The sequence below is a fragment of the Bacillus sonorensis NBRC 101234 = KCTC 13918 genome (genome assembly GCF_001592005.1).
Lineage (GTDB): Bacteria > Bacillota > Bacilli > Bacillales > Bacillaceae > Bacillus > Bacillus sonorensis.
On sequence record NZ_BCVZ01000001.1, the window covers coordinates 173,477 to 186,768 of the forward strand.

A 13,292-nucleotide genomic window follows, 5' to 3' on the forward strand; every position below is an offset into this window, starting at 1 on the left:
AAAAAAACAGCAGGTTTCAACAAAAATCGAACTACAAATTTATGACAAAAAGCCGCCCACTATAAAGGGGCGGCATGATTCATTTAATAATCCAATCCTGTATATAAAGGAAATTTGTCTGTCAATGCGATTACGCGTTTTTTTGCTTCTTCAAGCTTTTCTTTGTCCTCATGGTTTTTCAGTGCAAGCGCGATAATCGCTCCCACTTCTTCGATCGCTTCCAAGTCAAAGCCCCGGCTTGTAACCGCCGCTGTACCGACGCGGATTCCGCTTGTCACAAAAGGCTTTTCCGGATCATATGGAATCGCGTTTTTATTTACGGTGATACCGACTTCATCAAGCACATTTTCAGCGAGTTTGCCCGTAATTCCGAGAGAACGCAGGTCAACCAGCACAAGATGGTTGTCTGTTCCGCCGGACACCAGCTGAATGCCTTCTTTCGTCAATGTCTCTGCCAAGCGCTTGGCGTTGTTGATGACGTTTTGTGCATATGTTTTGAAATCGTCTTGCAAGGCTTCGCCGAAGGAAACAGCTTTTGCCGCGATCACATGCATTAATGGTCCGCCTTGAATGCCGGGGAAAATCGCTTTATCAATTTGCTTTGCAAACTCTTCGCGGCAAAGGATCATACCGCCGCGCGGACCGCGCAGTGTTTTGTGAGTCGTCGTCGTCACAAAGTCAGCATAAGGAACAGGATTCGGGTGAAGACCTGCAGCCACGAGTCCGGCGATATGCGCCATGTCGACCATCACATAAGCCCCGATTTCATCGGCGATTTCACGGAATTTTTTGAAATCGATTGTGCGGGGATATGCACTCGCTCCGGCAACAATAAGCTTAGGCTTATGTTTGAGCGCTTTTTCGCGGACATCTTCGTAGTCAATATATTGCGTTTCTTTATCAACGCCGTATTCTACGAAGTTGTATTGGACACCGCTGAAGTTAACAGGGCTTCCATGTGTTAAATGTCCGCCGTGGGCAAGGTTCATTCCCAGAACCGTGTCGCCATGCTCCAAAATGGTGAAGTATACGGCCATGTTTGCTTGTGCGCCTGAATGAGGCTGAACGTTCACATGCTCTGCGCCGAAAATTTTCTTCGCGCGGTCCCTTGCAATGTCTTCCGCGACATCTACATGTTCGCATCCGCCGTAGTAACGCTTGCCGGGATAACCTTCTGCATATTTATTTGTTAAGACGGAGCCTTGAGCTTCCATAACCGCTTCACTTACAAAGTTTTCGGAAGCAATCAGCTCAATCTTCGACTGTTGACGTTTCCGCTCATCTTGAATGGCGCTAAATACTTGTTCATCTTGCGCAGGTAAATGTTTCATCAGCGAGATCCTCTCCTATCTGTTTCCATTTCGTTAATCATACCATCTCATTGTACACGGTTTTTCATGCAAATGTAAAAGATTATTTTTAAAAATCGTTTTTTATCATCCCAAAATCCGAATATTAAAAGATTATAATAATATTATAGTTCGATAATTCATTCATCACAATATTATTTTAAAAAAGAAAAAAGCCGGATGTTACCATTCCCCCATCCGGCTTTTCGCTATTCCGTTTCATAAACGGCTCGAACCCCGCCGATCAGTTTCGGCCTTGTCCGCGCAAGCGTTACATGCGCCTCTCCAAGTTTGTTTTCAGAGACGCGGACCGGAACGGCCACAGGCTTTAAATGCATCCCGATAAATGTGTCGCCGATATCGATCCCCGCATCGGCCGCTATTTGTTCAACAAGCACCGGTTCCTTCATTTTTTTGTACGCGTACGCCGCCATCGAACCCCCGGCCTTTGGAACAGGAACGGCGAAGACAATCGGCAGACGCCAAGCCTCGGCGGTTTCTTTCTCAACAACCAAAGCCCTGTTTAAATGTTCGCAGCATTGGAACGCGAGAGCGGCGCCCGTCTTTTGCTGAAGCGTCTCAAGACCGCTGTATATCGCAGCGGCGATATCTTCGCTTCCGGAAGTCCCAATATGCTCCCCGGCGACTTCGCTTGTGCTACATCCGATGACAATGACCTGGCCGGCCCGCAAACCCGCTTCTGTATGAAATTCCTCCAATATAGAAGTCCACGTTTGTTCGAGATTTTTCATGGCTGATGACACCCTTTATATATGCTTGTCTTCATATTCGGCAATTTTTCCGATCCGGACGGCATGACGCCCCGCGGTGAATTCAGTCGTAAGCCAAACCTTTGCGATTTCCCTGGCCAGCCCCGGTCCGATCACGCGTTCACCCATCGCCAGAACATTCGTGTCATTATGCTCTCTTGTCATTTTGGCGCTGAATACATCATGAACAAGGGCACAGCGGATGCCTTTTACTTTATTCGCGGAAATGCTCATTCCGATCCCTGTGCCGCAAATTAAAATCCCTCTGTCCGCTTCTCCGTCTGCCACTTTTTGAGCGACCGGGAAAGCATAATCCGGGTAATCCACAGACCCTGAACCGCATTCACAGCCCAAATCTTCGTATTCGATGTTCAACTCTTCCATCAATGATACAATTTCTTTTCTGATATTGATTCCGCCGTGATCTGAAGCAATGATTACTTTCATGGGATGATTCCTCCTCATTTTATGTGTCGCCAAAATGTGAAACAAGGCTAGCCGCCGGGCGCTTATTGTTTTGCACGTCTCTGACATATGTCTTATTTTACCCTCTGCTGTTTGTTTTGCAAACGCACCCGGCTTTGAACTTTCACTGCATTGTCTCAGACAGCTTTTCGGCCAGCTCTTTCAATAAATGCTCAAGCTCATCCCTTGTTTTTTGATAAGCGCTGAGAGAGCCGCCGAACGGATCGGCGATGTCTCCGTTTCCACCCATGACATACTCTTTTAACGTATAGATTTTTTCCTGGTCGTCCGGATACTCCTGTCTCGCTAAAAACTTGTGCTGTTCTGTCATCGTCAGAACAAGGTCGGCCCACTCGATCTTTTCCTTGGAAAGCGGAGCTGATGAATGATTAAGCGCAATGTTTTTTTCAAACAGCGCCTCGACCGCATATAATGAAGCCTTTCCGTTTTCTGGAGCAAACAATCCGGCGGATTTTACGGAGACGTCCAGCTTCTTCCTGGAAGCCGCAGACTTAAAAAGCGCTTCAGCCATCGGGCTTCGGCACGTATTTCCAGTACAGACAAATAGTATGTTCAACTGCGTTCACTCCTTTCTCTTATTATAATGGATTTGGCCGAAAATGAATCAATTCCGCTTCAAAAATCAAAAAGAGGGGGCTTCCCCCCTCTTTTTAGCTTTTCATTATGTTATGGAACAGCGAAGGTTTTTTTTCGCATTTTCTGCTTAAATGGGCAGTAAAAGCTTTAATCCGAAACTGAGCAGAATCGCACCGCCGAGCGCTTCGCTGTACGCGCCAAGCCATGCCTGGACTTTTCTTCCGAGAAAAAGACCCGCCCATGTCAACACCATGCTGAACAGACCAAATAAACAAATCGTCAAAAACGGTCTCGTTCCGTAGAGGCCGAGGCTGAGCCCGACGGAAAAGCTGTCAAGGCTGACGCCGACGGCAAATATGAAGAGGCCGAAGCCGTCAGGAGAGATGATCTGCTCCCCGTCTTTATTGAAAGATGCGGCAATCATTTGAATGCCGAGCACCAAGAGAAGCGCTCCCCCAATATAGCCTGCAAGCGCGCCAAGCGCACCGGAGAGAAACTGTCCCGCCATCATTCCGAATAGCGGCATGATGACATGGAACAATCCGATAATGACCCCGATTTGAAGCATTTGGCTGTTTCTCAGCTTGGCCATTCCCATTCCAAGACCAACTGAAAAAGCATCCATGCCGAGTGCGAATGCCATGATACTCAGCGTCAGGATTTCACCTATCAACACGTCAACACTCATGAGATTCCCCCTTGGACACGCCAGCTTTTCTAGCTTATGCACGTCCAAAGGAAGATAGAACAATCCCCCCGGCTACGCTTCGATGACGCGGTGTCCGGCCGCTTTCAGCAGCCTGTTCATAATCGCGCGGCCCACGCCTTCCTCAGGGAAAGATTCGGCAAAAATAAAGCCGAGATCTTCGCCATCAAAGCTGCGGAGAGCGTCATACAACCCGGCAGCAACGGTTTCCAGGCGGTCTCTTGTGCCGCAAATGCGGACGGCATCCGCCTGATATGCGCCTGCCCGTTCTTCTGTGGTGAGAACGCCGACCTTCATGCCATCTTTTTGATACTGCTCAATCAGCCGCTGGATGTCTTCACTGCTTCCCTTTACAATGGCAAGCGGGGCTTCCGGCGCGTAATGGGTATATTTCATTCCAGGGGATATTGGCGCTTTCTTCTCATCTGTAATCCCCTGGTCAATCATAACGGGGCCAACCGCTTGTTCGAGCTGCTCTTTTGTAACGCCGCCCGGCCTTAATATAACCGGAATGCCGCCAGTGCAGGAAACAACCGTCGATTCCACGCCTACACCTGTAGGACCGCCGTCGACGATCCCGGCAATCCGTCCGTTTAAATCATGAACGACATGCTCGGCTTTTGTCGGGCTCGGTTTGCCGGATATGTTTGCGCTCGGAGCCGCTACAGGAACGCCGGCTCTTTTAATCAGTTCGATTGCGACTGGATGATCAGGCATTCTGACAGCCACCGTGTCAAGCCCGGCGGTCACCCTTGTGGATAACACACCTTCCTTGCAGGGCAGAACAAGCGTCAGCGGACCCGGCCAAAACTGTTCCATCAGCGTTTCGGCCTGAGCTGAATCAATCTTTGCAAATTCCTTCAGCTGTTCGGTGTCGGCGATGTGGACAATCAGGGGATTGTCGCTGGGCCGCCCTTTTGCTTCATATATTTTAGCAACGGCATCCGTACTTTTTGCGTTTGCACCTAGGCCGTAAACGGTTTCCGTCGGAAAGGCGACCGTTTCATTATGCTGAAGCAGCTGTGCCGCTTGTGTAATTTGTGGATAGTTTGTGGACAAATCACCTGTTGAATCCACAGTCCATAATGTTGTATTCATTCATATCAGATCTCCCTTAACAAAACACTAAAAAACCTTAATTATTCATGTAAATCCTGTTGAAAGTATAAAAGATGAGGGAAAAGAAAACAAGCGTTGTCCACATTTTGTGGATAACGCTTATGAAACCGTGGATATCTCTGTGTATAAATCAGAGATTATGCAGATGTTTTCACCATCAAAACGGCTCCTTTTGTTTTCAGTGATTCTGAGACATGTTCGGATTCATATAGTTCATTGGGCACATTTTCCAATTGTTTGAAGCCAAGCACTTCTAGAAAGTCCATGGATGTCCGCTTGTTTGCGATTACATACAATGTATGAATCTCCCTCTTTTCACACAATACTTGCATGCTTTGAAACAGAGAGACAATATGGCCCTGGCTCAGCTTATCAGAAACGACAAGCGACCGCAAAAGCCCTTTTTTCTTTTCGAACTCCTCCATCCCGAGGCAGGCGACGATTTTTTTCTGAGAATCTTCCATCATAATAAATTGGCCGTGATTCACTTTAATTCCTTTATGGCTTGTCCCCGCCTCTTTTAAAAAGGCTTCAATCGCATCCTTATCTTTTGTTTCCGCTAACCTCAATTGGTAGAACATCTTTTCACCCCGTTTTTTAACTTCTCTATCCAATCTATGAGGGCGACAGTAAAATATACCTTTTGATTTGGAAGAAAGCCGGCTATTCATTTTTCAATTTTGATTAGCAGGAACTAACGCTTTGAATGAGTATGCAAATAAACTCTGTACTGGTGATAAGACAGTTTCTCTTCTGCCGCGCAATGTAATTGGCGCATCAGAAAGGAGCAAAAGGTGTATGTCCGAAAAGCAGTATTTCCCCTGCACCGTTTTGGAAAATTATATCATATTCAGAAGCGTGAATAACCATCATCAAAAATAATAGATTCAAACAGTAAAAAACCGCCCTGCACGAAAGCAAGGCGGTCCCTTTAAGAAAAAAGCCCGGTAATCCATTCGACAAGAAAAAATTTCACTTCTTTGTCTTCTTTATCTTTGCCAGATCCCGCTTCATCCGCTGCGGCTGTTTTTTCTTCCTGGCGGTTTTCCCCGGCAGCGGTTTGTTCGTCTTCAGGCGACTTTACGGCTTCCCCATTGGAAAAATCAAGAAAGCAAAGCGGCGGAAACAGGACGCACCACCAGTTGGCTCCCTCTCCCTTGCCTAATGTAATTAAAACAGCCTCATATTCTCCGGCCGGATACACCATATTGCCGTATAGCTTTGTTGGAAATGAAACTCGATCAAAACGGACGGACACGGATTGCCGGACATTTTCGCGTTTCATGGCATCCTTGGCAACCTCTTTGATTTCGGGCAGCTTCGACCTGATGATTTGCCTCGCTTCCTCAACCGAGGTCAGGTTTTCCACCCATTTCGTAATTTGTTTATTGACCTCATCCCTGATTTTGCGTTTGATGCTTTGGTCGCTCCCGCTGTCGCTGTTTGCCAAAATCCGCAGCCGAATCGCTTCATCAGGAATCACGGCAGGCTTCCCGCCTGATGATTGGGCCGTCTCTTCCGTCGTGAGATTTGCAAGCGCTCCTATTAATAAAAGAAAAATATACATGCAGGCAATGTTTGATTTCTTCATTTTCCCCACCGTTCCTCTCCGTTCTTCAACCTTTTCTAGCAACATTATGGTCAAAGATGGAACGGTTTAAACGGATGCTGAAAAAAAATCCTACTAAGCTTGTAATCTCTCCCTAAAAGATCTACATATCCAAATGGCTCTGCTTGTTTTTTTGCAGGCCGGATAAAAAAATCACCGCGCTGATCACCAGCAGCAAGCCCCCTAATCCGCCGAAGAGCAGAAACGGGAAGACAGCGGCTGCGCTTGCATCAATCGCCCAGCCGATCAAAAATGAAAGAAGCGCTCCTCCAAGACTCGCGGATGAAATGAAGAGACTGGTGATTTCCTCTGTAAAAGGCTTTCCGGCCAACGAGGCCAGAGTGACGGCGCACGGAAAAATTCCGGCTGCCGAAAGCCCGATGAAAAATACGAGGAGCAGCTGTGTTTGGTGAACCGGAAACCACGCCAGAATCAAAAGCAAAGCAGCCAAGGCTCCGGCACTGAAGATCAGAAAGGCAACAGAAGTTAAGCGTCCGCCAAAAATACTTGTCAATAAGCGTCCGCACACCATTCCCGTCCAAAAAAACGAGACGCTGATCACGCTGATTTCCTCTGCTCCTTTTTCCAGCATCAGCGCCGGCAGAAAGTTTGCGAAATTGGTCTCGATACCCGCATATACAAAAGCGAAGATGAGAAAGAGGAAAATGTTTTTTTCCTTCCTTCCGGTTTCAAATATGGCTGACACAGTCGGTTTTTCCTGATAAGCCATTTGACCGGAAGCAGTGTCGGGGGTTTTTCTGCGCAAATAAACCGCCCACATACACGCAAGCACAAAAACGAAGATAAATAAAGCATACAAGGGGAAATGCCAGGCATATCGTTCCGTAAGGATATAAATAAGAAAAGGAAACAGCAGAGCGCCCAACCCGAAAAAAACCTCTAAAATATTCATCCCTTTCGCATTTTTATCTTGCGCAATCACATACGCTCCCATCGTCGTTTCTAAAGTACCCGCGCCAAAGCCGAGCAAAAACCCCATGATGACAAAAAAGATGAACATATCAAAAAGGAAAACGCCTAAAAGCGTAACGAGAATAAGAAGAAGGCCAAACGTCAATACAGCCGTATGAGAGGTGCGTCTGACAAATATCGGCGCAAGCAGAACACCGATTAAAAAACCGGTGAATTGAAAAAAGATCAGGAAGGATAAATCATGAAGATCCCGATGATATTCTTGAATGATATACGGCGACAGGCTCCCCAGCAGGATATGGATAACCCCTACAAGAAAATAAAACGAACAGCCGAATAGAAATATTTTTTTCATTAGACTCACTCCTTCGTTGCAGACCATAAAACCCTTGCGGCTTTCGGCACGGCCGGCAAGGGTTTTTCACAATGCTAGTTTGCTTGTTTTGAAAGGGACAGCTGCTGACCTTTATTGAAAAATTCATTTAAATAGAACTGCGTCTTGTATCCATCTTCAAAAGTGGCAAGAGATGCGAAATTGCGATCCCGAATCCCGTTCATCCATTGGATCAGCTGAACTCTGAAGGAATCGGCCCATCCGTAAAATTCATTTTCAGGGTCTGTCAGCCACGTATCCGGCATTGTTATCATCTGCTCCGACAATCCGGTCCTCAGCAAAAACTGATTTTTCTGCCGTGAATGATAGTAAAATACGCCGTTTTGGCCATTGACCTCGATGCTAAAGCCGCACTCATCCGTTTTTGTGCATTTTGACGTAATCATATTTACAAACACATGATTTTCAAGCTGGCCGTATACTTCAGAATGGTCATCAACATATACCTGTTTTTGTTCTTTTTCTTTGACGACCGTCATCATTTTGACTTTTAAACTGTCCAGTTTAAACGGGCTGTCGAACAAATAGAGAATGAGATCGATTAAATGCACACCCAAATCTCCTAATGCCCCGCTCGTTTTGTTGCTTTTCGAATGATCGCGCCAAGTATATTTTTTTCTTCTCAAGGCGCTGTTTTTCTTAAAATGGACATTGATCGACAAAATATCTCCAAGTTCATTGCCGGATATCATATCTTTTAGGCGCTGAACAAATGTGAGATGGCGGTAATTGAAGCCCATGATCGGAATATAAGCAGATTGAGACGCCCTGTTTTTCATCTCCTCCGCTTCTTCCATTGAGACAGCCATCGGTTTTTCACACAATACATACTTACCTGCGGCCATCGCTTCAAGCACATGTTCTTTATGGCAAAAGTTCGGCGATGAAACGATGACTGCCGTCGACTGATTCAGCAGCTCCTGCATACTATTAAATGCAGTTCCTCCGTATTCAAACGCACATTTACGCGAGGCAAGCGAGTTGATATCATAAAACCCGGAAAGCTCGGCACCTTTGACTGTTGAGAGAGCTTTCGCATGAGCTTTTGCAATTCCTCCGGCTCCAATAATTCCGATTTTCATCTAAGGACACTCCTTATCGTTTGATATGGGCTTTTAGCACTTCTAAAATTCCAGCCGTATAGCTGCCTTCTGTAATCCGGGAATGGAGCGACTTGGCTTCTGCTGTCGCATTTCCAACCAGATAACCATGTCCGGTTTTTTTAAGCATATCCACATCGTTTCCGCTGTCGCCGAAAGCAAATGAATTCTCCCTCTCTATCGCGAATTTATCCAATATAAAATCCACAATGTACGGTTTGCCCGTCCGCAAAGGGATAAAGTCCACATCATAGCTGTTTTCCGGATCGCCTGCCAAAGGATTGCAGCGATTGATATTTACTCCTATTTCATGCTCTGCTGCCAGCCGCCTGATGGCTTCAAGCGCTCTCTTGTCCGTGCTCTCATCCGACGATGTATAGTAATAGTTGATTTTATAGCGGGAAAAACCATGCTGAGTCTGAGGCACAAGCGCAATCTCATATTTTTTAGAGAGAGTCTGCTTGATTTCTTCGACAAGCTCACGCGAGAAATTTGATTCTTGCAATCGGGCTTCCCAATCTTTATCAGAGACTTGGCCTTCTTCGGAGAAATAGGTGATGTCAGTGCCAAGATCACTGGCGACAAAATGCGGAAGATATCGAAAGCCTCCCCGCTTCATTTTTGCAAGAACGGATGACAGGCTGCTCCCGGTCACCCAGCCGAGCAAAATCTTGTGATCAAGATGGTGCGAATGAATAAATGTTTCAAGGTCCATGAGCGCTTTTCTCGATTCATCGGTGATGCTGTGGGCGAAATATGTCTCATCAAAATCGCAAAATACGGCGTACTTCGGCTTGTTTACTTGCTGTAAGGTGTGAAAAGAAAGTGTTTCATGATACGACATCAATTAAGGCCTCCATTACTTTGTCTTGTTCTTCTACGGTGAGTCCCGGATAGAGAGGAAGCTGAAGCATTTGTTTATGCACTGATTCAGTGACCGGCAGCGATGTGTGCTGATAATTGGCTTTTACAAGTGGTGTGTGTTGATGATGGGATAAAATCGGGTAGTAAATATCTGTTTGGACATTATGAAATTTAAGCATCATATCTTTGACTTGGTCTCGATTTCCGTTTATTATTTTTATTGTAAACAAATGCCATACATGATCATCGGTCATTTGAGGCAGTTTGATCAGACCTCTGTCTTCATACTGCTGCAAATGCGCAATATAACGATCTGCTAAATATAAGCGTTTCAGATTATTTAATGAAAGATATTTCATCCTTGCCAGTCCAATAGCGGCTTGCAGATTATCAATCTTAGCGTTAAAGCCGTAATCAGCCGCCTTTTTATTTTTTTGATTCAGTTCAAAGCCGTGATACATATATTCCATGCATGCGGATGCAAATGATGGATCGTCCGTCACAATTGCGCCGGCTTTTCCGCATGTGCCGAGATTTTTATACGGATTGAAGCTTAATATGGAGCAAAGGCTGTTTTTTCCCAGATCGGAAACGCCGATCGACTGGCAGGCGTCTTCAATAATCGGTATGCCGTATTTATCAGCGATTTTTGCGATGGCTTCCATGTCTGGCAGCTTTCCATAAAGGTGTACAGGCAAAATGCATTTCGTTTTCAAAGTGACACATGCTTCAATTTCAGAAGGGTCCATGCAAAATGTAACAGGGTCAATATCGCAGAAAACCGGAGTGCCTCCAGCTGCAAGCACGGCATTTTCCGTTGCAGCAAAACTGTTTGCGGGCATAATGACTTCATCACCTTGTCCAACACCCGCAGCCTTCAGTGCGACAATCATGGCATCGGTTCCGCTGGAGGAAGCCATGACATGCTTTTTTCTCAAAAGAGCGGCTATTTCAGCTTCAAATACGCCAACATAAGAACCGCTTGTAAATTGCCCGGTCGGCAGCACGTCTTTCACCGCATGAATCACGTCTTCTACTTCTTCTTCTGTGATCAGGCGATGAAGCGGCATAAAATCAACTCTGGAGGGCGGGGAATCCATTCTGTTCAGCAAATTGGCGGTCATGTCGAATTGGTCCTGCTGCAATGTCTCTTTTAATTTTTGATTGGCCAGTGTGTCGTCTATACGGCATTCACCAGCGAGCTTCCCTTCCTTCAAATCATTCAGAAGGGCAAATAGCTGTTTGCTTGTGCAAGTCATGTTTTCGCTTGCGGTTTTCATCAATTTCACCCCATTTTTATTATTTTGGGAAATTGTCATATTTCATGACATATCTTAAATGATGGAATCGATACCATAACAACTCTTTTTTTCAGGAAGTGACTTTATGCCTACGATTGACGAAATTGCAAAATTAAGTAATGTGTCAAAAACAACTGTTTCAAGAGTACTGAACGATCATCCCTATGTATCTGAAGAAAAAAGGAAGCGGGTTTTGGAAGTCATCGAAAAATTGGACTACATCCCGAACACGTCTGCACGAAAGCTCAGATCCAACAAAACGATGTTTCTCGCGGTGTCTGTCCCTCACGCGGATCACCCATTCTTCGCGCAGCTCATGAAGCATATGTCCGCTGAAGCGCTGAAACACCAATACAAAGTCATTGTGTTTCAGACGTTTTATCAAAAGCAGAATGAACTGAAAGTGCTGGAGCTCCTCAAGAGGAAAGAAGTCGACGGCGTCATGTTATGCAGCCTTGAAAATGAATGGGAAAACATTAAAAAATACCTCAAATACGGTCCCGTGGTCTTGGCGAATGAATTCCACGCCAAAGCGGACGTGCCGGTGATTTGCTATGACGAATTCGAAGCCGGCTATAAAGGAACGGAGCTTTTTATTCAAAAAGGGCATCATTTAATGGCCTTTTGCTGTGATACGATACACAGCAAGGCCCAGATTATGAGAAAAGAAGGGTTTATGAAAGCATTGTCTGATGCAGGTTTACATTTCCAGGAGAAGTGGATGTTCAGCCACGCATTTACCATTCATGACGGCTTCCGCATTATGGACCAGATCCACAGCATGTCCGAAAAGCCGACCGCCATTTTTACGGGAAACGACCAAGTGGCCGCAGGAATTATTAAAAGGGCCCGATATTATCAATATGAAGTGCCAGAGCAGCTTGCAGTGCTTGGATATGACAATCAATCGATCTGTGAGGTGACCGATCCGGAAATCACGACAATCGATATACCTGTTGAAGAGCTGGCTCAAAAAGCCGTATGTGCAATGGTAAACCTTCTGAATGGGAAAAGCGGCTTACAGAGGGATGTCGCCACACTGTCCCCTACATTAAAAATAAGACAATCTGTTTAGGCTATATATTAATCTTGAACTATTTTTTATTTTATTCAGATAAAAATTTTGTAAAAAAATAGTAAAACAAGCCGCCTGAACGGTCAAGGCCGGGTTTCCTATTTTCAAACAAAAAAGACCGCCGGGAATTCCGGCGGTTTTTTTAACTATGTTGTTCAATTACCGCGCAGACGATGCGGTCTTTTCCATTAAGATCCTTCTTTACCCGCACATCCGCATCAGGAAAAAACCGGTGAAACATGTCTTTGACGGCATTCCCCTGAGTCCAGCCGATTTCAAACACCACCAGTGCCTGATCTGAGATGACAAAAGGAATTTCTTTCATGAAACGCTTATAAAACTGCAATCCGTCAGCACCGTCCGTCAAAGCCCCGGCGGGTTCATGAAGGCGGACGACATCTGACAGCGTCTTCATGTCTTCCTCAGATATATAAGGCGGATTCGAAACAATGACATCAGCTTTCTTCTGTTGCGTGATAAGCGGCTCAAGCAAATCGCCGCCGATGAAATCCACTTTCGCTCCAAGCCGGTCAGCATTGTGTCTTGCCGTCCTTAAAGCTTGTTCCGAAATATCCGTCGCTGTGACGGCAAAACGCGGGCTCTCAAGCGCAAGGGTCACCGCAATCGCCCCGCTCCCTGTACCGACATCGACGGCTTTCAGACGATCCGTTCCGGGAAAAACCCTTTCCGCTTCGGAAAGGACCGCTTCAACGACTTCCTCTGTTTCAGGACGCGGAATCAGAACGTGTTCATTTACCGAAAATTCCCGTCCGTAAAAGAACTCTTTTCCGGTGATATGTTGAACAGGCACTCCTTGATGATGAAGCTCGACAGATTTTTTGAACCCCAAAAAATCAGACTCTGATATGACATCATGGAAGCTTGCCAACAATTTGCTGCGGTCGATGTTCAGCTGATCTGTCAGCAAAATTTCCGCGGCATTTCGGTCTCTTCCCGCTTCCGTCAAATAAGAAGAAGCCCACCTGAGGGCTTCGAAAATTGTTTTCATG

General features: G+C 45.8%; 14 protein-coding genes. 1 reads left to right on the plus strand and 13 read right to left on the minus strand.

Features of this window, described 5'->3' with window-relative positions; genetic code table 11:
* Positions 1-83 precede the first annotated feature (83 nt).
* The 12 genes from glyA to BTR1S_RS00870 all read right to left on the minus strand — a co-directional run bounded on the left by glyA (position 84) and on the right by BTR1S_RS00870 (position 11,186).
* Complete coding sequence (gene glyA / locus BTR1S_RS00815; RefSeq protein WP_006639416.1) at positions 84-1,331, minus strand: serine hydroxymethyltransferase; 1,248 nt, start codon at positions 1,329-1,331, stop codon at positions 84-86.
* Between the two features lie 227 nt (positions 1,332-1,558).
* The gene (locus BTR1S_RS00820; RefSeq protein WP_006639417.1) at positions 1,559-2,101 is read right to left on the minus strand and encodes a TIGR01440 family protein; all 543 of its coding nucleotides are present in this window, start codon (positions 2,099-2,101) and stop codon (positions 1,559-1,561) included.
* A gap of 15 nt (positions 2,102-2,116) precedes the next feature.
* Positions 2,117-2,566, minus strand: a complete 450-nt coding sequence (rpiB, locus tag BTR1S_RS00825; protein ID WP_006639418.1) for a ribose 5-phosphate isomerase B — start codon at positions 2,564-2,566, stop codon at positions 2,117-2,119.
* Positions 2,567-2,708: 142 nt separating this feature from the next.
* Positions 2,709-3,161, minus strand: coding sequence for a low molecular weight protein arginine phosphatase (locus BTR1S_RS00830; protein WP_029419638.1), 453 nt, complete (start codon positions 3,159-3,161; stop codon positions 2,709-2,711).
* 147 nt (positions 3,162-3,308) lie between these two features.
* Positions 3,309-3,869 (minus strand): manganese efflux pump MntP, encoded by a 561-nt coding sequence (locus tag BTR1S_RS00835; RefSeq protein WP_006639420.1) that lies wholly within the window; start codon positions 3,867-3,869, stop codon positions 3,309-3,311.
* A 72-nt stretch (positions 3,870-3,941) separates the two neighbouring features.
* Positions 3,942-4,985, minus strand: coding sequence for an L-threonylcarbamoyladenylate synthase (locus tag BTR1S_RS00840; protein WP_029419639.1), 1,044 nt, complete (start codon positions 4,983-4,985; stop codon positions 3,942-3,944).
* A gap of 158 nt (positions 4,986-5,143) precedes the next feature.
* Positions 5,144-5,587, minus strand: a complete 444-nt coding sequence (locus BTR1S_RS00845) for a GNAT family N-acetyltransferase (protein WP_029419640.1) — start codon at positions 5,585-5,587, stop codon at positions 5,144-5,146.
* 350 nt (positions 5,588-5,937) lie between these two features.
* Positions 5,938-6,597: a stage II sporulation protein R gene (gene spoIIR / locus BTR1S_RS00850; protein ID WP_006639423.1), complete on the minus strand. Its 660-nt coding sequence runs from the start codon at positions 6,595-6,597 to the stop codon at positions 5,938-5,940.
* A 121-nt stretch (positions 6,598-6,718) separates the two neighbouring features.
* A complete protein-coding gene (locus BTR1S_RS00855; protein ID WP_006639424.1) occupies positions 6,719-7,903 on the minus strand; it encodes an MFS transporter in 1,185 nt (394 codons plus the stop codon).
* Between the two features lie 74 nt (positions 7,904-7,977).
* Positions 7,978-9,024, minus strand: coding sequence for a Gfo/Idh/MocA family protein (locus BTR1S_RS00860; protein ID WP_029419641.1), 1,047 nt, complete (start codon positions 9,022-9,024; stop codon positions 7,978-7,980).
* Between the two features lie 13 nt (positions 9,025-9,037).
* Positions 9,038-9,886, minus strand: coding sequence for an HAD-IIB family hydrolase (locus tag BTR1S_RS00865; RefSeq protein WP_029419642.1), 849 nt, complete (start codon positions 9,884-9,886; stop codon positions 9,038-9,040).
* Complete coding sequence (locus BTR1S_RS00870) at positions 9,873-11,186, minus strand: DegT/DnrJ/EryC1/StrS family aminotransferase (RefSeq protein ID WP_006639426.1); 1,314 nt, start codon at positions 11,184-11,186, stop codon at positions 9,873-9,875. The genes BTR1S_RS00865 and BTR1S_RS00870 overlap by 14 nt, the downstream gene beginning before the upstream one ends.
* Positions 11,187-11,292: 106 nt before the next feature.
* On the opposite strand from BTR1S_RS00870, the gene BTR1S_RS00875 reads away from it, so the two are divergent.
* Positions 11,293-12,282, plus strand: a complete 990-nt coding sequence (locus tag BTR1S_RS00875; protein ID WP_029419643.1) for a LacI family DNA-binding transcriptional regulator — start codon at positions 11,293-11,295, stop codon at positions 12,280-12,282.
* A gap of 142 nt (positions 12,283-12,424) precedes the next feature.
* On the opposite strand, the gene prmC is transcribed toward BTR1S_RS00875, so the two are convergent.
* Positions 12,425-13,291: a peptide chain release factor N(5)-glutamine methyltransferase gene (gene prmC, locus BTR1S_RS00880; protein ID WP_006639428.1), complete on the minus strand. Its 867-nt coding sequence runs from the start codon at positions 13,289-13,291 to the stop codon at positions 12,425-12,427.
* Between the last annotated feature and the right edge of the window lies 1 nt (position 13,292).

Bases quoted from the DNA above. Each gene is read 5' to 3' on its own strand.
- glyA (WP_006639416.1), bottom strand. From the start codon at position 1,331: ATGAAACATTTACCTGCGCAAGATGAACAAGTATTTAGCGCCATTCAA.
- BTR1S_RS00820 (WP_006639417.1), bottom strand. From the start codon at position 2,101: ATGAAAAATCTCGAACAAACGTGGACTTCTATATTGGAGGAATTTCAT.
- rpiB (WP_006639418.1), bottom strand. From the start codon at position 2,566: ATGAAAGTAATCATTGCTTCAGATCACGGCGGAATCAATATCAGAAAA.
- BTR1S_RS00835 (WP_006639420.1), bottom strand. From the start codon at position 3,869: ATGAGTGTTGACGTGTTGATAGGTGAAATCCTGACGCTGAGTATCATG.
- BTR1S_RS00840 (WP_029419639.1), bottom strand. From the start codon at position 4,985: ATGAATACAACATTATGGACTGTGGATTCAACAGGTGATTTGTCCACA.
- BTR1S_RS00845 (WP_029419640.1), bottom strand. From the start codon at position 5,587: ATGTTCTACCAATTGAGGTTAGCGGAAACAAAAGATAAGGATGCGATT.
- spoIIR (WP_006639423.1), bottom strand. From the start codon at position 6,597: ATGAAGAAATCAAACATTGCCTGCATGTATATTTTTCTTTTATTAATA.
- BTR1S_RS00855 (WP_006639424.1), bottom strand. From the start codon at position 7,903: ATGAAAAAAATATTTCTATTCGGCTGTTCGTTTTATTTTCTTGTAGGG.
- BTR1S_RS00860 (WP_029419641.1), bottom strand. From the start codon at position 9,024: ATGAAAATCGGAATTATTGGAGCCGGAGGAATTGCAAAAGCTCATGCG.
- BTR1S_RS00865 (WP_029419642.1), bottom strand. From the start codon at position 9,886: ATGTCGTATCATGAAACACTTTCTTTTCACACCTTACAGCAAGTAAAC.
- BTR1S_RS00870 (WP_006639426.1), bottom strand. From the start codon at position 11,186: ATGAAAACCGCAAGCGAAAACATGACTTGCACAAGCAAACAGCTATTT.
- BTR1S_RS00875 (WP_029419643.1), top strand. From the start codon at position 11,293: ATGCCTACGATTGACGAAATTGCAAAATTAAGTAATGTGTCAAAAACA.
- prmC (WP_006639428.1), bottom strand. From the start codon at position 13,291: ATGAAAACAATTTTCGAAGCCCTCAGGTGGGCTTCTTCTTATTTGACG.